At 58.1% G+C, this 17,836-nt stretch carries 18 protein-coding genes and 2 tRNA genes; 11 read left to right on the top strand and 9 right to left on the bottom strand.

Translation table 11 applies throughout. The features are described 5' to 3' along the window. Positions 1–11: 11 nt before the first annotated feature. Positions 12–1,097: a YeeE/YedE thiosulfate transporter family protein gene (locus tag WA928_RS05805; protein ID WP_424300735.1), complete on the top strand. Its 1,086-nt coding sequence runs from the start codon at positions 12–14 to the stop codon at positions 1,095–1,097. Between the two features lie 251 nt (positions 1,098–1,348). Here WA928_RS05805 and WA928_RS05800 read toward each other — a convergent pair whose 3' ends face one another. Next, positions 1,349–1,903 (bottom strand): cytochrome b, encoded by a 555-nt coding sequence (locus tag WA928_RS05800; RefSeq protein WP_424300732.1) that lies wholly within the window; start codon positions 1,901–1,903, stop codon positions 1,349–1,351. Between the two features lie 665 nt (positions 1,904–2,568). Between WA928_RS05800 and WA928_RS05795 the strand changes: the two genes are divergently transcribed. From WA928_RS05795 to WA928_RS05785, 3 genes are all read left to right on the top strand, one after another. After that, entirely contained in the window at positions 2,569–3,525 is a 957-nt protein-coding gene (locus WA928_RS05795) for a cupin domain-containing protein (protein WP_424300729.1), read from the top strand. A 264-nt stretch (positions 3,526–3,789) separates the two neighbouring features. Further along, the gene (locus WA928_RS05790) at positions 3,790–4,296 is read left to right on the top strand and encodes a YkgB family protein (protein ID WP_424300726.1); all 507 of its coding nucleotides are present in this window, start codon (positions 3,790–3,792) and stop codon (positions 4,294–4,296) included. A gap of 25 nt (positions 4,297–4,321) precedes the next feature. Next, complete coding sequence (locus WA928_RS05785) at positions 4,322–5,017, top strand: glutathione S-transferase N-terminal domain-containing protein (RefSeq protein ID WP_424300723.1); 696 nt, start codon at positions 4,322–4,324, stop codon at positions 5,015–5,017. Here the strand turns inward: WA928_RS05785 and WA928_RS05780 are convergent. After that, on the bottom strand, positions 5,014–5,154 hold the full coding sequence (locus tag WA928_RS05780) for a heme-binding protein (protein WP_424301172.1): 141 nt from the start codon (positions 5,152–5,154) through the stop codon (positions 5,014–5,016). The two genes, WA928_RS05785 and WA928_RS05780, sit on opposite strands and share 4 nt — an antisense overlap. Before the next feature lie 122 nt (positions 5,155–5,276). Here WA928_RS05780 and WA928_RS05775 point away from each other — a divergent pair, with 122 nt between their 5' ends. After that, positions 5,277–6,185, top strand: a complete 909-nt coding sequence (locus WA928_RS05775) for a LysR substrate-binding domain-containing protein (protein WP_424301169.1) — start codon at positions 5,277–5,279, stop codon at positions 6,183–6,185. Between the two features lie 522 nt (positions 6,186–6,707). Here WA928_RS05775 and WA928_RS05770 read toward each other — a convergent pair. Together WA928_RS05770 and WA928_RS05765 are read right to left on the bottom strand one after the other, a co-directional pair. Further along, positions 6,708–6,783 (bottom strand) — tRNA-Asn (locus WA928_RS05770). 86 nt (positions 6,784–6,869) lie between these two features. Further along, positions 6,870–7,253 (bottom strand): RNA-binding S4 domain-containing protein, encoded by a 384-nt coding sequence (locus tag WA928_RS05765; protein ID WP_424300720.1) that lies wholly within the window; start codon positions 7,251–7,253, stop codon positions 6,870–6,872. 128 nt (positions 7,254–7,381) lie between these two features. On the opposite strand from WA928_RS05765, the gene WA928_RS05760 reads away from it, so the two are divergent. The 3 genes from WA928_RS05760 to WA928_RS05750 all read left to right on the top strand — a co-directional run bounded on the left by WA928_RS05760 (position 7,382) and on the right by WA928_RS05750 (position 10,446). Further along, a complete protein-coding gene (locus WA928_RS05760; RefSeq protein WP_424300717.1) occupies positions 7,382–7,927 on the top strand; it encodes a DUF488 family protein in 546 nt (181 codons plus the stop codon). A gap of 57 nt (positions 7,928–7,984) precedes the next feature. After that, a complete protein-coding gene (locus WA928_RS05755; RefSeq protein WP_424300714.1) occupies positions 7,985–9,214 on the top strand; it encodes a DUF3422 domain-containing protein in 1,230 nt (409 codons plus the stop codon). A gap of 77 nt (positions 9,215–9,291) precedes the next feature. Continuing rightward, complete coding sequence (locus WA928_RS05750; RefSeq protein WP_424300711.1) at positions 9,292–10,446, top strand: AI-2E family transporter; 1,155 nt, start codon at positions 9,292–9,294, stop codon at positions 10,444–10,446. Here the strand turns inward: WA928_RS05750 and WA928_RS05745 are convergent. Further along, positions 10,387–10,755, bottom strand: coding sequence for an MAPEG family protein (locus tag WA928_RS05745; RefSeq protein WP_424301166.1), 369 nt, complete (start codon positions 10,753–10,755; stop codon positions 10,387–10,389). The genes WA928_RS05750 and WA928_RS05745 overlap by 60 nt on opposite strands. A 92-nt stretch (positions 10,756–10,847) precedes the next feature. On the opposite strand from WA928_RS05745, the gene WA928_RS05740 reads away from it, so the two are divergent. Together WA928_RS05740 and WA928_RS05735 are read left to right on the top strand one after the other, a co-directional pair. After that, a tRNA-Thr gene (locus WA928_RS05740) sits at positions 10,848–10,923 on the top strand. Positions 10,924–11,053: 130 nt separating this feature from the next. Beyond that, a complete protein-coding gene (locus WA928_RS05735; protein WP_424300708.1) occupies positions 11,054–11,878 on the top strand; it encodes a thioesterase family protein in 825 nt (274 codons plus the stop codon). Between the two features lie 14 nt (positions 11,879–11,892). On the opposite strand, the gene WA928_RS05730 is transcribed toward WA928_RS05735, so the two are convergent. The 4 genes from WA928_RS05730 to WA928_RS05715 all read right to left on the bottom strand — a co-directional run bounded on the left by WA928_RS05730 (position 11,893) and on the right by WA928_RS05715 (position 16,811). After that, positions 11,893–13,497, bottom strand: a complete 1,605-nt coding sequence (locus tag WA928_RS05730) for a DHA2 family efflux MFS transporter permease subunit (protein WP_424300705.1) — start codon at positions 13,495–13,497, stop codon at positions 11,893–11,895. Continuing rightward, positions 13,494–14,711: an HlyD family efflux transporter periplasmic adaptor subunit gene (locus tag WA928_RS05725; protein ID WP_424300702.1), complete on the bottom strand. Its 1,218-nt coding sequence runs from the start codon at positions 14,709–14,711 to the stop codon at positions 13,494–13,496. The genes WA928_RS05730 and WA928_RS05725 overlap by 4 nt, the downstream gene beginning before the upstream one ends. Positions 14,712–14,723: 12 nt before the next feature. Continuing rightward, the gene (locus WA928_RS05720; protein ID WP_424300699.1) at positions 14,724–16,169 is read right to left on the bottom strand and encodes an efflux transporter outer membrane subunit; all 1,446 of its coding nucleotides are present in this window, start codon (positions 16,167–16,169) and stop codon (positions 14,724–14,726) included. A gap of 93 nt (positions 16,170–16,262) precedes the next feature. Further along, entirely contained in the window at positions 16,263–16,811 is a 549-nt protein-coding gene (locus tag WA928_RS05715) for a MarR family winged helix-turn-helix transcriptional regulator (protein ID WP_424300696.1), read from the bottom strand. 43 nt (positions 16,812–16,854) lie between these two features. On the opposite strand from WA928_RS05715, the gene WA928_RS05710 reads away from it, so the two are divergent. Further along, positions 16,855–17,808: a DMT family transporter gene (locus WA928_RS05710; protein WP_424300693.1), complete on the top strand. Its 954-nt coding sequence runs from the start codon at positions 16,855–16,857 to the stop codon at positions 17,806–17,808. Positions 17,809–17,836 lie beyond the last annotated feature (28 nt).

The following is a 17,836-nucleotide window of genomic DNA, read 5'->3' as shown; positions in this document are numbered from 1 at the left end:
GCTTTTTTCACATGACAAAACGTATTCCTTTGGCGGTGGCGATCACCGCCTTTTTGGTATTCCTGGCCTGGTCGGTGGCATTGCGCCAGGCCTTGCTGTTTATGGTTGGTATTGGCCTGGGTGCGGTTTTGGCCGGCGCGCGGTTTGGCTTCACCACGGGCTGGCGCAAGCTTATCGAGCAACGCGACCCCTCTGGTGTACTGGCCCAGCTGGTGCTGCTGGCTATCGCGGCGGCCGTTTCCATGCCTCTGCTGGCGGCGTTTCCCACTGACTTGGGGGCTGCTCTGGGGCCACCCAGCATCAGCCTCATCGTAGGCGCCTTTGTGTTTGGCGGCTGCATGCAGGTGGCTGACGGCTGCGGCTCGGGCACTTTATACAAGGCCGGTTTGGGCATTCCCATGAACATGGCTATCTTGCCCTTGTTTGCACTGGGCAGTTTCCTGGGCTCTGCCACACTCGAGCAATGGCTGTCCCTGGGGGCTTTGCCACCTTACGGATTGGTGGCGCATTTTGGGGCGCCTACTGCCTTGTTGCTTACCTTGGTTGGCTTGGCCCTGGTTGGTTTAGCGGTAACCCGCTGGACTGGCCGCACCACCCGCTGGTGGGATCGTAAGCTGCTGATTGGTGCCTTGCTGCTGGCCATTCTGGCGGTACTTAACCTGATTATTGCGGGCCAGCCCTGGGGCATTGTCTATGGATTTGGTCTGTGGGCAGCCAAGATTGCCACGGCAGCACAGCTTTTTGATCCCGCCACCAATGCCTTCTGGAGTGAGCCCGTCAATACGGCAACACTCACACAGTCGGTCTTTCTGGATGTCACATCCATCACCAATATAGGTATTTTGGCCGGTGCCTTATGGATTGCAGCAGGAAAACCGCGCCCCAACAGCCGCCCCATGACCTCAGCCCAATGGATGATTGGTCTGGTGGCCGGCCTGCTGTTGGGATATAGCTCCCGTCTGGCGTTTGGTTGCAATATCGGTGCGATGGTCAGTGGTATTTCTACAGGCAGCCTGCATGGCTGGATTTGGGTGCCCATGGCGTTTATGGGTTCTTTGATCGGCGTACGGGTACGCCGCCGGTGGTTTACCAGTTAAACCGGGGCCACGCATGATTACTCATTACCTCTTGCCCGTGCGTCATCTGGCCGCAGGGCAATCTGAAAAAAAGGCTGCACATGAATAACCGCTTTCTGGCTTTGGCCTTTTGGGCTGTTATGGTGGGCTTTTTTGCTTGGGACTGGGCGCACAGTGCTCCGGTGAATGTGTACGCCGAACCCCCGCTGATTGCGATGGGCTCTGGTGTGGCGCCCAGTGGCGGGCACTGCGCATCTACCTTTTAGGCCAGATTAGGATATTGCGCGGCGGCGTCCTGGCAGCATTCTGGCCAGGGTGTTGTCGTGCATTATCGTGTGGTGCACGATGGCGGCCACTGCATGCAGACCGATCAGAAAGTAGCCGATATTGCCGATCACCTCATGGATATCCTGCAAGGTGCGGGCCAGAGGCTTGTCGGCACTGATCAGGGCCGGCCATTCCCAGCCGTAAAAGGGGATGGGCCGCCCCTTGGCGCTCAGCGTCAACCAGCCCAGTATGGGCATGGCAATCAAAAATACATACAGGGCAATATGCATGACGTGCGCCAGCCGATCTTGCCACACAGGCATGGGCGGCTGAATAGGTGGCGTATGGGTAAGGTTGCGTACAGCCAAGCGCACGAACACCAGGCAAAACACGGTCAGGCCAAGGATGTTGTGCCAGGATTTCATGGCGTCGTGCAAGGGGTCGGCTTTGGGTACCCAGCCGCGCAACTCGATCAGGGCATATACGGCGATCAGCAGCACCAGCGTCAGCCAATGCATCGTCATCATTAAAGGATGGTATCGGGAGTCCGGCGTGCTCATTCTGTGGCCTTGGTGTCATAGGATGGATGTCATCATAGGCGCGGAATCATGAACCTGCGATGAATGCATGCTGCCGGGGGTGTGGCGGGCTGTTGGCGTGCTGGGCGGCCAGTGCCACCAGCCCTTTTTAATGTTTAGCAATTGCCTTTCATGGCCTGGCCTGGGGGGCAGAAACCCCCATGTCCGTAGCCTGGGTCGGGATCAACCACGACAGACCCGCGAGGGGTGTACACCGCACAGGCGGAAAGCAGGGCGACCAGTGCGCAAACCGAAAGTATTCTTTTCATGACAGCCTCATTTAGGACGTGGCTATTTTGCCTCAGGTTGCTGAGCAAGGCGCTACAGCACGTAACCGTGCCCGACAGCGGGTTGTTGGCCAAGTCAAAGAGATAAGAAGCTTTATTTTGATATCTGTCCTATGCTGTCACGTTGGCCGCAAAATGCAGCTGTACAGTGATCAGGATGAATTACCATGGAAAAGAAAGGCGGTGCGCAAGTTGACATCAAACCCGAGGCTGAGAAGCCGGCAGGCCCCAAAGCCCCAATGAAGCCAGCGCGCTGGCCTGGCATGGGCGGCCATTCAGGGGCCAAAAACTCGAAGTCAGTTCATAGCCGCATGCCTACGGGCAGGGGCTCGGCGCGGGGCCGGTAAGGCCTGGCCTCCTATGCCCCAAGTCGATTGGCTGAGCCAGCTTCTGAAAATAATCACTGTCACTGGACAGTTGGAGGCCCGTTGCGTCTACGGTGTGCCATGGCGTGTGGCCTGGGGTAAGTCAGCAACGCACGAGATTCCTTACCATGTCGTGCTCAAGGGCCGGGCTATTCTCGAGGATCCGGAAACCGGGAAGACCAGAGAACTGGTCGGCGGTGATATCGTGTTGCTGCCTGACGGGGCAGCGCACGTGCTGCACGATGGTAGCGGCCAGACGCCGGGGCTTACCCAAAATCGACAAGGTTCTGCTGGGTGGATACTCAGCGAGAACGACAGCCAGGGCGAGCATCTGGACATGTTGTGCGGCCGGTTTTTCATCGGGTCGCCTCATGATCGGCTGCTTCGCGATTACCTGCCCACGGATCTGGTGGTGCGGTCTACGGACAACCAGGATGAAGACGGCATCCGTTCTGCTTCCAGCCATCTGGCCAATCTTGTGGGGCTGATGCGTATGGAGTCTGTTGGCGACAACGTGGGCGGACGCGCCATCCTTGATGCGCTTTCCTCGGCGCTGTTCACACTGGTACTGCGAGCGGCAAGCGAATCCGAGCAGGCTCCCGCGGGCTTGTTGGCGCTGGCCGGCCATCCCCGACTGGCTCCGGCTATTTCAGCCATGTTTGCCGATCCGGCACGATCCTGGAACCTGCTTGATCTGGCTGATTTGTGCAGTATGTCGCGCGCGACCTTCATGCGGCATTTTCAAGATAAGCTGGGGCGCTCAGCCGTCGAACTGTTGACCGACATTCGGATGGGCCTGGCCGCCAACAAGCTAAAAAAGCCAACGATGACCACCGAGGCGGTCGCCGAATCTGTCGGGTATCAATCTGTGTCGGCATTTCGGCGCGTGTTTGCCGACAGAATGGGGATGACGCCGGGGCAGTGGCGCCGCCTGGTGCATGAGGATCAGTAGCAGCGGTAAGCCGTCGTGCCGTTTTGATCCTTTTAAGCATTTTATTGAGTAAATCTGGTCTCGAAGTTGGCGTTTGATGGGCATAAAGTACAGGCTCTTAACTACCCGATGAAGGAGCTGCATCATGAGCCGTATCACTATACCCACCATCAAGTCCGCCACTAGCACCACCGCTGATACCTTCAACTGCGGCAGCGGTGCCAACGTCGACATTCCTCCCGTCGAGTAAGAAAAGACACCTCCAACTTGAATGGGACACGCAAAATGACCGCTCGTGCAAATCAATTTTGTCTACAAATTGCTGAAAAAAGTGTTGGATCACTCACTAGTCTTGCCCTGCTTAGATGGGCTCTGGTTATTATCTTTCTTTGGTTTGGCGGAATGAAATTCACTGTCTACGAAGCCAACGGTATCGCTCCGTTCATTGCCAACAGCCCCATCATGAGCTGGTTGCACGCCTTATTTGGGGTTCAGGGGGCAAGTTACGTGATCGGTGTGCTTGAACTGTCGACCGCAGGAGCGCTGATTCTTGGCGCTTTCCAACCTGTTTTTTCCGCATTGGGAGCAGCGATGTCGGCTGCAACCTACCTGATCACGCTCACCTTCTTCCTGAGCACGCCCGGTGTAGCGGAAGCGACGGCTGGTGGATTTCCGGCCATTTCAGCCATGCCTGGCCAGTTTCTTCTTAAAGATCTTGTTCTGCTGGCTGCATCGCTTTCTCTTCTTCTGGCGTCTGTCAAGGGTTCGTGGCCCGACGCTCAGGAGCGATGAGGTGGACCAGTCAAAAAGGAAGCAAATGACGCTCAATCATCCAATTTTTACGCGCTGGCCAGCACAGTACCCTGATCGGCTTCAGCTCTTCTCCTTACCTACGCCCAACGGGGTGAAGGTCGGTATCATGCTGGAGGAGACGGGTCTCGTCTATGAGCCGCATCGCATCGACATCATGGCCAACGAAAGCCATGATCCAGCTTTCCTAGCGGCCAACCCCAATGGCAAGATTCCAGCGATCTACGATCCCGATGGACCAAGTGGCCGGCCGCTGGTGTTGTTCGAGTCGGGAGCGATTCTGATCTATCTCGCTGACAAGACCGGGCAGCTCCTTTCTACCGATCCCAACACGCGCTATGAAACGATTCAGTGGTTGATGTGGCAGATGGGCGGTGTTGGGCCGATGTTTGGCCAGGTAGGCTTTTTCAATAAATTTGCCGGCAAATCCTACGAAGACAAGCGTCCACTCAACCGCTACGTAACTGAATCAGCGCGGCTGCTCGGTGTTCTCGACGAGCGGCTTACGGGCCGCGACTGGGTGATGGGTACAGACTACAGCATCGCCGATATTTCGCTGCTCGGCTGGGTACGCAACCTCATCGGCTTCTACGAAGCGCGTGAGCTCGTCGGCTTCGACCGCTTTTCTCATGTGCAGGCGTGGCTTGATCGTGGCCTTGCGCGTCCAGCGGTGCAGCGCGGGCTGGAAGTAACAGCGGCCTAGCGTACGGTTTGCAACGTTAGTGTGGGTGTGCCAAACGAGGTGGCAGTCCGGGCCTTGTCGGTCGCAACGTCTACAGTCAGAAAGGGGGCAGCGTCTGCACGTTCGAAAACGCGCAGATGGCCTCCTGCATCGGTGATGGCGGAAGTTGACAGGCTGTCAGAAGAGCACGGCCTTGGAGATACGAGGACTCCATGATATTTTTTCTGGATTCACAGATAAACTACATAAAAACCAAAATACTTTCTGCGAATCGACGAAAATGATCCGGCTTGATGATGTTCAGATTTTTGTACGCGCAGCGGATGCCGGAAGCTTTTCGGAAGCGGCACGCCAGCTAAACATCGCGCCCGGGCAAGCCAGCGCTTCGGTACAACGGCTCGAAAAAGCGCTGCACACCCGGCTGTTTACGCGTTCCACGCGCAGCATGCAGCTATCAGAAGCCGGTGAACGCTACCTGCCGCATGCACGGCTCTTGGTGGACGCTCAGATACAGGGCGAATATGCCTTGGCAAACGCACGACACGGACTGTCCGGCCCGCTTCGGCTGTCGGCTCCGTCCGACTTTGGGCGTAATCTTCTGCTGCCGTGGCTGGATGAATTCCAGCACTTGTACCCTGGCCTGTCGCTGCACCTGAAAATAAGTGACCGCTCAGCCGACCTCATCCGCGCACCGCTCGATGCTGTCGTGCGCTACGGAGAACTACCGGATTCGTCACTGCTGGCCTTGACTCTGGCGAGAGAAAACCGGCGCGCATTGTGTGCTGCACCGTCCTACATCGCGCGGCATGGAGCACCCGTCAAGCCCGATGACTTACGGCAGCACAATTGCCTTCGATATGTATGGAGCGAGCAGATCCATGAACGCTGGCGCTTTACCCTGCCGGGAGGCGAACGTACAGTGGCCGTTACAGGAAATCGCGTCAGTGACGATGCTGACGTCGTTCGGCGCTGGGCCGTCGCTGGTGAGGGGATAGTCTACAAATCACGGCTTGATCTTATCAACGATCTGAAAGCAGGGCGGCTGGTGGAGCTGTTTCCGTCGGCGCGTTGCGAGCCCGCGCCCTTGCACCTGATCTGCGCTCACCGTTCGCAGCTAACGCCGGCAATCAACGCAATGCATGCCTTTCTGAAGGAGCGTTGCACCACATTATTGGCCGATCCCTCATGAGGTTCTGACCTGCATAGCGACTTGGGTGGTGAGTTGGCCGCGGCCACCGGCACGGCCAGGCGCGTGCGCCACACGTCGTTGATCTCGTACGGAGTGATGTCTGTCACTCCCAGATTTCCGGTTTTCGTGTCGCCGGTTCGGAATCCACCGACGTATGTCACTGCGGCATCTAGGCTAACGGCAGCGTTGCGTGAGATTGCGTATCGGAACCCGACGCCAAGCTGAGCGGCCGGGTTTGCTTGTGTGATCCGCCACGTCACTCAGGAACGGTGATGTTGCCACATCGGTTTCGGCCACGCCGGAGAAGCGCGATGCGACACCACAGGCGGGAAACGAAGTATTCCAGCGGATATCGCCGCGAGCATACTGATAAGGTGGTGAAGGCCTATGTATGGTTTTCTGAAGCAAAAAGCCCGCGCTAAGGCGGGCACAAAACTACTGGATATGCGTCAACGGCACATAAACCGGCACATATCGATAAAAACAAAGGGCTTCGAAATCATTCGAAACCCTTGTGTTTCTTGGCTCCCCGACCAGGGCTCGAACCTGGGACCTGCGGATTAACAGTCCGTCGCTCTACCGACTGAGCTATCGGGGAACTGCGAAGAAGCGAAACTATAGCACAAATTTTGTCTGCGACACAAACGCAAGCAACGTTAAAAATGGGCCTTGCGCCGCAGGCGCCTATCGTCCCCGCGCCAGGTCGATCAAGCGGCGATCCCGCTTGGTGGGACGCCCGGCTGTGAGGTCATGCGCAGGCTCTGGCGCCAGGCGCCGTTGCTCGGCGGCACGCTCGCGGGCTAGAGCGCTATCGGGGGTTTCCTGGTACAAAAGGGCTGCCTGGGGTGCGGGGCCGCGCACACCGCTCACGGCCAGTACCTCAACCTCGATGCGCTGGCTTACCTTGCGTATCAGGATTCGGTCTCCGGCCGCCACCTCGCGCGCAGGCTTGGCAATGATCTGGCCATTTACCTGGATGCGGCCAGCTGCGATTTCGTGGGCAGCCAAGCTGCGGGTTTTATAAAACCTGGCAGCCCACAGCCATTTGTCGAGTCGGATTTTATCCATCTGTTTTCCTGGGTAGTGGTGTGTGAACGACGGGTGACCCCAGCCTGCGCCACGGCGTCACATTCTGGCAAACCAACTGCCCTATGATCAGCGCTACCATGAAGTCATTGGAGCACTGGACAGGATCCATGACGACGATTTACACCATCGGCCACTCGACGCATCCGCTGCCGGCGTTTATAGCGCTGCTGCAGGCCAGCGGGATAGAGCGTCTGGTGGATATCCGGACAGTACCGCGCTCGCGCACCAACCCCCAGTTTAACCGCGACACCTTGCCAGCGTCCCTGGCCCCCTATGGTATCGATTATGAACATCTGGAGGCCTTAGGCGGCCTGCGTGGAAAATCAAAAACCGTTGCCAGCGAAGTGAACGGTTTTTGGGAAAACGACAGTTTTCATCACTATGCCGACTACGCCCTTACCCCTGACTTTCATCAGGGGCTGGAGATGCTGCTGGCGCGGGCCGGTGCCCAGCGCTGCGCGATCATGTGCTCGGAAGCCGTGTGGTGGCGTTGTCACCGGCGGATTGTCAGCGATTACCTGATCGCTCGCCAGGTAAGCGTGTGGCACATCATGGGGGCGGGTCATGTCGACAAAGCCACGCTCACCCAGGGTGTCAAGGTGCAACAAAACGGTAACGTCGTCTATCCACCCACAGAATCCACCACGGATTGACGCATTTTTTGGATACACTAAATCTCTTTTTCAGCCCCGCTCCCAGAACGAGGACGCATGCATCTGCACCGTAACGCCCTGCACAATGAACTGCACGCCCGGCCTTCGATGTATTTCGAGGCCCCGGCACAGGTCTTTCATCTGGCGTTTCTGGATGAAAATGACTCCACGCAAGCCATTATCCGCACGCTGTGCGATCGGCATGTGGCACTGGCCGACCCCTCCCAGCCACAAGGCGAGTTTCCCGTGGGTGATGCTGTCCTCAAGTGGGAGCAGCACACCGAGTTTCTGACGCTTACCCTGGTAAGCCCAGGTGTACATGCCAGCGCCTGGCCCGCCTTGCCTGCGGCACTGGCTGAGGTAGCCGAAGCACATGCTAGCTTACTCATAAACGCCGATCAGGTTTGTGTAGAATCAGAAGACTCCTGGAGTGGCGATCTTGACGCCTACGGTTTTCATGATCCGGTGGGCTCTTTGCTGGATGAGGGCAAGGCGACGGTCTGGAGCGATCTGCGTTTAAATGGCAATGGGCTCAACCGCATGCTGGTGCTTAACCGCCAGTTGGATGGCCGGCGCTTGGGCCGCATGGTGCGCCGCCTGCTGGAAGTGGAAACCTACCGTCTGATGGCTTCGCTGACCCTACCTCTGGCGCGATCACTCAGCACCGAGCTCAGGCACTACGAAACCGAGCTTGTCGCCTTATCCGACGATAATGCCACGGCTGAGGCGCATGATATCCGTCCTCTGCTTAAACGCATTACCCAGCTGTCGGCGCGTGTTACGCAAACCCAGTCGCGTACCCGTCTGCGCTTCAGTGCCACCCAGGCATATTCGCAGTTGGTTTTCGACCGCATCGCGGAGCTGCACGAGAGCCGCACAGGCGATTGCCAGCAATTGGGTACCTTCATCGAGCAACGGTTTCGGCCCACCGTGCGGTACTGTCACTCCACCGACCAACGTCTGACGCGTATTGGGCAGGATGTGGCCCATCTGGGCAATCTGCTGCAGGCGCGCGTGCAAGTAGAGATGGAAGAACAAAACAGCCAGATTCTGCAAAGTCTCAGCACCCGTGCCGACACCCAGATCAAGATTCAGAAGGCGGTCGAAGGGCTGTCGATCATCGCAATCAGCTATTATCTGTTCAGCTTGTTTAAGCTGCTGTACCAGGGCTTGCTGACGCTGGGCCTGGAATGGTCGCCCCGCATGGCACTGATTACCGGCATCCCGGTTGGTACGGTGATCATTGGTGCAATTGCCTACCGAATTCGCAACGCCAGACGGCACTGATCAGTCTTCACGCACCGGCGCACTGATTTATCCGCCTGTCTTGGGTCACCCACCAGACTCATCCGCTCAGGATATCCATGCACACCAATACGCTTCACTTCCGCAGTTTTTTGCTTTTGCTGGTTACGGTCAGCGTCGCTTTCATCAGTATTTTGCTGCCGTTTTATGCAGCGATTTTCTGGGGAGGCGTGCTGGCGGTCATTTTCAATCCCTTGCATCGCTGGCTGCTGCGGCGCCTGGGCGGTAAACGCCCCGGGCTGGCCTCTTTCATCACCGTGCTTTGCATCACCTTGATTGTCATTTTGCCGTTGATATTCATTGCCGGAGCGCTGGCCAACGAAGTGGCCGGCTTGTACACCCGTATCAACTCCGGCCAGCTCAATCTGGGGCATTACTACGAACAGATCGTCACCTCCTTGCCGCCGTGGGTGCATGGCTGGCTGGATTCCTTTGGTTTGGGCGACCTTTTCAGCATTCGCGAGAAACTCTCTGCCGGGGCGCTGCAGGGCAGCCAATTTCTGGCCAAGCAGGCAGTCAACATAGGCCAGAACACCTTCCAGTTTGTGGTGGGCCTGGGTGTCATGCTTTACTTGCTGTTTTTCTTGTTGCGTGACGGCCCTTCGATGGTGCCGGCGCTCAAACGGCTTATTCCGCTGCAGGATGAGCATCGCCATAAGCTGTTTCAGAAATTTGCCACGGTGGTGCGTGCCACCGTCAAAGGCAATATCGTGATTGCCGCCACCCAAGGTTTGCTGGGCGGCTTGATGTTTACGTTTTTGGGCATCCAGGGGTCTTTGTTCTGGGGTGTGCTGATGGCGTTTCTGTCCTTGCTGCCGGCAGTGGGCGCCTCGCTTATCTGGGCTCCAGTGGCGATTTATTTTCTGGTTACCGGCGCCTGGTGGGAGGGCGTGATCCTCACGCTCTTTGGCGTGGTGGTGATCGGCCTGATCGATAATCTGTTGCGCCCTGTCCTGGTGGGCAAAGATACCAAGCTGCCGGATTATGTCGTGTTGATCTCCACCCTGGGCGGCTTGTCGGTGTTTGGGCTAAACGGCTTTGTCATCGGGCCTCTGTTTGCAGCCCTGTTCATGTCATGCTGGGGGCTGTTTCCCGAGGAGGTGGCCATGATCCAGCAAGATCGTGGTGCCGGTACGGATACACCCTTTGGCGATTCAGGACAGTACGATCGCGATATTGACCAGCAGCGAAGCGCCCCAGAGGATGGATCTTAAGGTGCCTCGTCCCAGGATATAGGCCAGGATGAACAAAATCCGCAAAAATATCCAGACGCCCATCAAGGTGGCAATGTGTGTGGCGGGCACTTGTACGTACAGGGCATACAAGACAGCCGCGTAAAAAAACGGCAGGCCTTCAAACAGATTAGTTTGTGCAGCATTGGCCCTGGCGCGCCACCCTTGCTGGGCTGCCAGCCAGGGGCGCGGGTTGTTGTTGTCAAACTGCCGGCCACCCGCTTTGGCAGCCATTGCAGCCGCATATGGCAGCGCCGCCGCTACAATCATCAGACCCGGAATCAACCCCATTACGCCACCCATTTGCTCAGAAAATTCCATGTATAATAGCTGGCTTTGGTGGGTTAGTGCCCACCTTTAGTGGTTTGCCTGTTGGCACCACGGCCGGCTTAGCTCAGTTGGTAGAGCAGCTCATTCGTAATGAGAAGGTCGGGGGTTCGACTCCTCTAGCCGGCACCAATTAACTCAAGCATTTACGCCAGCCCTTGCGGTTGGCGTTTTTGTTTTTACAGATATTGCAGGCGTTGGTGATTCATATTTGGCTCTGAACCGGTGGCAGCAGCCCTCCTAATGCCTCTATACTCCCGGCATGCCTAACGCCATCAATCGACATCTTGGTCACGACAACACGCCATATCCCGACGCTTTCTACGTCCGCGATGGCGATCAACTGGTGTCTACGCTGCACGCCCAGGGGGCCTGGCAGCCCGGAGAGCAACATCTGTCACCGGCCTCGGGCCTGGTGTTGGCAGAGATTGAGCGTCAACTGCCCAGTGACAAGCTCATCTCCCGGGTGTCGTTTGATGTGCTGGGTGTGATCCATTCGGGCCCATTCACCATCGACGTGAACATGGTGCGTCCGGGGCGTTCCATCGAGCTTATCGAGGCGCGGATGATGCATGGCGGCCAAACCAGCATCCATGCCCGGGTGTGGCGCCTGTGCGCTTCGGATACCCAGGCCGTGCAGGGCACCGAATGGGCCAGCCTGCCCCCTCCCGATGCAATGCCTGCATTGGCGTTTTCGTCCATTTGGGATGGGGGCTATATTGCCTCGCTCGAGGCACGGCAGGCTGCGGATGCTCGGGCAGGTCGGGCAAGCACCTGGCTGCGCACGCCCTTTCCGCTGGTGGCCGGAGAATCAGATCCTCCTGTGGCCGGCTTCGTCAAGCTGATCGACACTGCCAATGGCCTGGCCGTTCGCCAGGATCCGCGACAGGTGTTTTTTGCCAATGTCGATCTCACCATCCACTTTGTGCGCCCACCTCAGGCGGGTTGGGTTGGGTTTGACACCCGTGTGGCATTTGGGCCCTCAGGCTTGGGCGAGACCTTCTCGGTGCTTAGCGACATCCATGGCCCGGTGGGCACGGCGGCACAAAGTCTTACGGTGCGGCGCCAGGGTACCGGCGCACCCTAGCGGTTTGCTGTGACCTAGTGGGCGCCGCCTGCCGCTGTCCCGTGGTCGGATGTCTTGGGTCTGGCCAGCCAGATCAGGCCGATCAGTAGCAAGAAAATAAATGTCGATATATAGAAGAAATCGGTGGCCGACATCGTATACGCCTGCTGGTTGATCACTTGATCCAGCAGGGCTGCCCCATGCTGGGTGTCTATGCCCATGTTGTTCAGCCCGTTCATTATGTGGTCAAACGCAGGTTCTCCCGGCCTGGCCACTTCGGTCATGTGGGCATGGTGCATGATCGCCCGATTGTCCCAAAGCGTGGTGGTGATGGAGGTCCCGAAGGCACCACACACCAGCCGTACAAAATTGGTCAGGCCTGCCGCTGCCGGGATGCGGTCTGGCCGCAACCCCGAGAGTGAGATGGTGGTCAGCGGGATAAAGAACGTTGCCATCGCAGCGCCCTGGATAAAGGTCGGCAGCATGACGCCAAAGAGATCAACATTGGTGTTGTACTGCGCTCTCATGTAGCTGATCAGCGAGAAAATCAAAAAGGCTACCGTAGCGATGATGCGAGGGTCGTGGCGGGCCAGCAGTTTGCCGACAATGGGTGAGAAGATGATCGCCAGTATCCCCACAGGTGCGGCCGCTACACCTGCCCAGGTGGCTGTGTATCCCATGGTGTTTTGCAGCCACAGGGGCAGCAACACCACTGTGCCAAAGAACAGGCCATAGGCAATGGAAAGCGCAATCGTGCCAGAGGTAAAGTTGCGTTCTGCAAACAGGGTCAGATCCACCACCGGGTGGGCGGCGGTCAGTTCCCAGATCACAAAATAGACAAACGCCACCACCGAGATCACGGCCAAAATGCCGATCAACGGGCTGGCAAACCAGTCCAGATCCTTGCCCTTGTCCAGCATGATCTGCAGGGCCCCCACCCAGACCACCAGCAGGCACAGGCCCATGCGGTCGATGGGCAGGCGGATGCGCTTGGATTCACGTGTTTTGTACACCTGCCAGGAGCCCCATGCAGCCAGCAGGCCTACGGGCACATTGATATAAAAGATCCAGGACCATGAATAATTGTCGGATATCCAGCCGCCCAGCAAGGGGCCGGCAATGGGCCCCACCAATATGGTCATCGACCATAAGGCCAGTGCCATGCCGGCCTTGGCCCGTGGGTAACTGGCCAGCATCAGGGATTGCGACAGCGGAATCATGGGCCCCGCCACTGCGCCTTGCAGCACGCGGAAAAAAACCAGAGATTCAAACGACCAGGCAAAGCCGCATAGCCAGGAGCTCAAGACAAACAACAGCGTGGAGATGACGAACAGGCGCACTTGACCAAAGTACTGGGTCAGCCAGCCTGTCAGTGGAACGGTGATGGCGTTTGCGACAGCAAACGAGGTAATCACCCAGGTGCCCTGGGTGGTGCTCACCCCCAGATTGCCGGCAATGGTCGGGATGGATACATTGGCGATGGAAGAGTCCAGCACGTTCATGAACACTGCAGCGGATACTGCGATGGTGCCAAACGTGCGGGCGCTGCCTTCCAGTGGCGCGTAGCCAGCGTCCGGGGGGGCAGGTGTAGGCTTGGCCGGTGGTGTTGCGGCCGAGTTGGCCGTGGTGGCGTTGCTCATGAGGCCAGATTTTCCTGAATGATCTTCTGGATGAGGGCGTCGACTTCAGCAGGATCATGGTCGTAGATCTGCGTGCTTAGCCGTGTTGCTGCTGGCCGGGCCTGTGTGGTGGATGCCGGGCGGGTCTCTGAATCTTGCGCGGTCTTGACCGGAGTGAGATCCACCTCGGCGGTCATCGACAAGCCTACACGCAGAGGATGCTTTTCAAGTTCCTCGGGATCGAGCTGAATACGCACCGGCAGGCGCTGGATAACTTTGATCCAGTTGCCGCTGGCATTTTGGGCGGGCAGCAATGCAAAGGCGCCACCGCTACCGGCAGATACCCCCTCGATGGTGCCGTGGTAGGTGACGTCGCTGCCGTACAAATCGGACACCAGAGTGACACGTTGACCAGGCTGCATCCCGTGCAGCTGATTTTCCTTGAAGTTGGCTTCTACCCACAGGCGGTCAAGTGGCACAATGGTCATCAGTGTGGCTCCAGGCTGTACCCGTTGTCCCAGTTGCACCGAGCGCTGCGCAACCATGCCGCCCACGGGGGCGAATATGTGTGTGCGCTGCTGGGCCAGCCATGCCTGGCGCACCTGATCGGCGGCCTGCTGCACATCTGGATGGGTGGCGACACTGCTGCCACGCGTCAGCGCCTGGTTGGTGGCAAGCTTGGCTTTGGACGCTGCCAGCCCGGCCCGCGCTTGTGCAACACTGGCCTGGGCAGATTTGACGGCCACTTGGGCGTGCAGGATTTCTTCGCCGCTTACCCCGCCCGACTGACGCAGTGCGCTGCGCCGCTTCAAATCATTTTGTGCCTTGTGCAGCAGGGTTTGCGCCTGCTCCACATTGGCTTCGCCCACATCTACATTGGCGGCCAGTGCGTCGTTTTGGACAAACAAGGTTTGCGTGTGGCGTACCGTCTGGGCCAGAGCGGCCTGCGCCTGAGCTAACGCAATCCGGGTGTCACTGTCGTCCAGCACAAGCAATGGTTTTCCTTGCTGGATGGTTTGGGTGTCGTCGGCGTCGATGGAGACAACCGTGCCCGGGATCTGGGTGCTGATAGGCACCAGATTGCCGTGTACGTAGGCATCGTCGGTGGATTCGTAGTGCGATGCAAAAATCATCCACCAGGCGCCGTATAGCAGTGCAACAACAATAAAGACGACGGTGGCGATGAGCAACAGGCGCTGGCGTGTTGGCCTGGATTGGGAGCTTTGTGCAGTCATGATAGCCAAGAATTAATCGCGGGAATGGGGCTGGGAAGGGGTTGCGGTGTTGCTGTCAGAGGCAGCCTCTGGCTGCTGGTATCCACCGCCCAGGGCGGTGGCCAGCTGGACATCGAGGAGATAGGCGCGGGCGTGCAGGTCAGTGGTTTGCACGGCCTGCTTCAGGGCTTCGCTTTGTGCGGTCAGCACCTGTACAAAATTGCCCAAACCACCGCGATAGCGTTCCAGTGCAACATCGTAGGCGGATGTGATGGCCTTTAAACTGGCCTCTTGGTGGCCAATCTGCTCACGCAACGAGCGAATCGAGCTGCTGGCATCGGCTACTTCACGGATGGCGTTCAGTACGGTCTGGTTGTACTGGGCGATGGCGGCATCGCGTGCTGCTCGTTGGCCCTGCAGTTGGGCGTTGAGTGCACCCGCATGGAACACTGGCAGCGTGATGACGGGGCCGGCACTATAGTTTTTGCTGCCGCCAAGAAACAGCTTATCCATGCCCAAAGACAAGTAGCCTGCTGCGGCAGACAAACTGATGTTGGGCAGGAAATCCGCCTTTGCGGCAGAGACTTCTGCGCCTGCGGCTTCTGCCTGCAGACGTGCAGCCACGACATCAGCCCTGCGCCCCAGCAGAGCCAGGGGCATATCATCCAGTGTTGTCTGGGGTAGTGGGGCATAGGTTTGTGCCGAGAGTGCCGGCAGTTGCCTGGGCGACAGCCCCAGCAGGGCAGCCAGCTGGTGATGCAGCAGCTCGACGTTGTTGCGCGCCTGGCTTAGCTGCACCTGGGCGGATGAAACAGCAGAATCCGCCTGATCGACATCCACCTGGGTGCCCAGACCGTTTTTGTAACGGTCTTGCGTGATATGCAGGGCGTCTTTCAGCTTGGTGACGATGGACTCGATGGTCTCGGCCTGGGCACGTGCATCCTGCAGCTGAAAATACCCCTGGGCGACTGCCGATATCAGTATGGTGTGCGCCTGCTGGCGGGATGCCTCAGCTGCATCGGCGCGCTGCCGGGCAGCAGTGGCCAATGCCTTTTGCTTGCCCCACAGATCCAGGTCGAAGTCCAGCTGCAATGTCAGCGCCGTATCCGACTGATATGAGCCGGCCAATGGAGGGGGATAAATGTAGTGTTCACTCAGGCGTTCGCGCGTCAGGTGGTAGGCTGCGTTGACTTGTGGCCATTGCACTGCTCGTGCGCCGCGTGCGGCGGCCTGGGCGCTGCGCACGCGGGCGGCGGCTTGCTGCAGTGATGGATTGGCCGACAACGCCTGATCGATCAGGTGGTCGAGCTGAGGGTCTTTGTAGCGCGACCACCAGTGTTCGGTGGGCCACTGGAGGGCGGGGCTGGCCCGCAGGTCGAGGTGTTCGGCGGTAAGTGCCTGAATCTCTGGCGGTTGGGGCGTCATCGGCGCGCAGGCCGCCAGGGACAACACCAGAATAAGGGAGATAAACGGCTTCATGCTGACAGCAAGCTTAAAGTAGTTGATAGGATCATTATCTGACTAGGCAATTATATCGGAAAAAGACCGGAAACTGGTCAAAAGTGATAGGTATTATTTAGCGGAAGGGGGTGTATCTGCCGGCAGCAGCGCTTGCTCGCCGTTGGTGATCATGCGCTTGAGCAATGCCAGCAGCATGCGGATTTCGTCCTCTGAGAAGCCTTGCAGGTGCAGGTTCAGCACATCGGCAATGATGGGAGTCACTTGCTTGGATAATGCCAGGCCTTCGTCGGTGACGCTGATTTTAACCACCCGGCGGTCTGTGTCGCAGCGCTCTCGCCGTACAAATTTCTTGGCTTCCAGACGGTCCAGCATCCGGGTGATGGCACCCGAATCAACATTCATGGCGCGGGCAAGCTCGGCCGGGGTATCCATCCCCTTGTGCTCGATCAGCAGCAAAGGGCGCCATTGGTTGGCTGTGAGGCCAAGCGGCGCGGTGCGTAGATCGATGATGCGGTGAAACAGAATATGCAGTTGCCGAATCAGCAGACCCACGTTGCGGTCGGCGTTGAGGTCGCCAAACCGGTCGGAGTAAAAGCAGCTGGAGGTGCCCTGGGCCATCGGGTTGGTGGATGGTGTGGGCGAATTGGAAGGCACTGACATGCTAGAATTTTACCTCATCAATATCTGACTAGGCAATTAAATTATGCCCGAGCTGTCGCGCCGCATGTTTTGGGTTGGCTTTGTGCTGGCCGGTCTGGGTGCTGTCTTATTTTCTGCCAAGGCAATTGTTGCCAAGCTGCTGTATCTCCACGGGGTAGACGCGCTGGACGTGATTGGCTTTCGGATGCTGCTGGCCTTGCCGTTTTTTGCGCTTGTTGCATGGTTTCAGGCAAAAAAAGCGCGGCAGGGCCAGATTGCCCGTCTCGGCGCACGAGATGTCTGGCGTATTTTTGTGTTGGGTTTTATTGGCTACTATCTGTCCAGTTTCCTGGATTTTCTGGGCCTGCAGTATATTTCAGCCGGGCTTGAGCGCCTGATTCTGTTTCTGGCCCCGACGTTTGTGCTCCTGATCTCGGCGGCTTTTCTCAAGAAGCCTATTTCTCAGCGGCAATGGTTGGCCATGGCACTGGCCTACGCGGGGGTCGCCCTGGTGTTTTGGGCAGATCTTTCAATCGCGGGCGAGCACGTCATTTTGGGCTCGGCCTGTGTGCTGGGCGCCGCGTTCTCGTATGCCATGTATCTGATCGGTTCCGGAGAGCTCATCGAGCGCGTTACGGCCACACGCCTGGTTGCCTATGCGATGACCGTTTCTGCCGGCGTCACTATGGTGCATTTCTTTGGTGTCAAAGGGCTCGAAGGCCTTGATCAGCCGTGGCCTGTGTATGGTTTGTCCCTGATTCACGCCACCGTCAATACCGTGATTCCCACCTTCATGATCATGTGGTCGGTGGCCCGGATTGGTGCACCTCTCACGGCACAATTGGGTTTGCTGGGCCCGGTGTCCATTTTGTTTCTGGCGTGGGCTTTCCTGGGAGAGCCCATTACGACGCTGCAGGTGGCGGGTACTGTGCTGGTGGCAGCCGCGGCCGTGGTGCTGGGCCGCCGCCCGGCAACTGTGGCTGGGCAGGGCGCCACGCGCAGCGTCAAAGGCGCCTAAGCGAGGCTCGGCGGGCGGCTCCCTGCCG

It is taken from the genome of Castellaniella sp. (assembly GCF_049651205.1).
In the GTDB taxonomy this organism is placed as follows: domain Bacteria; phylum Pseudomonadota; class Gammaproteobacteria; order Burkholderiales; family Burkholderiaceae_B; genus Castellaniella.
The sequence above is the reverse complement of the archived record's forward strand: the minus strand, read 5'-3'. Positions and strand labels throughout refer to the sequence as shown.

Coding starts and splice junctions, on each gene's coding strand:
- WA928_RS05805 (WP_424300735.1), top strand. CDS start 12: ATGACAAAACGTATTCCTTTGGCGGTGGCGATCACCGCCTTTTTGGTA.
- WA928_RS05800 (WP_424300732.1), bottom strand. CDS start 1,903: ATGAGCACGCCGGACTCCCGATACCATCCTTTAATGATGACGATGCAT.
- WA928_RS05795 (WP_424300729.1), top strand. CDS start 2,569: ATGCCCCAAGTCGATTGGCTGAGCCAGCTTCTGAAAATAATCACTGTC.
- WA928_RS05790 (WP_424300726.1), top strand. CDS start 3,790: ATGACCGCTCGTGCAAATCAATTTTGTCTACAAATTGCTGAAAAAAGT.
- WA928_RS05785 (WP_424300723.1), top strand. CDS start 4,322: ATGACGCTCAATCATCCAATTTTTACGCGCTGGCCAGCACAGTACCCT.
- WA928_RS05775 (WP_424301169.1), top strand. CDS start 5,277: ATGATCCGGCTTGATGATGTTCAGATTTTTGTACGCGCAGCGGATGCC.
- WA928_RS05765 (WP_424300720.1), bottom strand. CDS start 7,253: ATGGATAAAATCCGACTCGACAAATGGCTGTGGGCTGCCAGGTTTTAT.
- WA928_RS05760 (WP_424300717.1), top strand. CDS start 7,382: ATGACGACGATTTACACCATCGGCCACTCGACGCATCCGCTGCCGGCG.
- WA928_RS05755 (WP_424300714.1), top strand. CDS start 7,985: ATGCATCTGCACCGTAACGCCCTGCACAATGAACTGCACGCCCGGCCT.
- WA928_RS05750 (WP_424300711.1), top strand. CDS start 9,292: ATGCACACCAATACGCTTCACTTCCGCAGTTTTTTGCTTTTGCTGGTT.
- WA928_RS05745 (WP_424301166.1), bottom strand. CDS start 10,755: ATGGGGTTGATTCCGGGTCTGATGATTGTAGCGGCGGCGCTGCCATAT.
- WA928_RS05735 (WP_424300708.1), top strand. CDS start 11,054: ATGCCTAACGCCATCAATCGACATCTTGGTCACGACAACACGCCATAT.
- WA928_RS05730 (WP_424300705.1), bottom strand. CDS start 13,497: ATGAGCAACGCCACCACGGCCAACTCGGCCGCAACACCACCGGCCAAG.
- WA928_RS05725 (WP_424300702.1), bottom strand. CDS start 14,711: ATGACTGCACAAAGCTCCCAATCCAGGCCAACACGCCAGCGCCTGTTG.
- WA928_RS05720 (WP_424300699.1), bottom strand. CDS start 16,169: ATGAAGCCGTTTATCTCCCTTATTCTGGTGTTGTCCCTGGCGGCCTGC.
- WA928_RS05715 (WP_424300696.1), bottom strand. CDS start 16,811: ATGTCAGTGCCTTCCAATTCGCCCACACCATCCACCAACCCGATGGCC.
- WA928_RS05710 (WP_424300693.1), top strand. CDS start 16,855: ATGCCCGAGCTGTCGCGCCGCATGTTTTGGGTTGGCTTTGTGCTGGCC.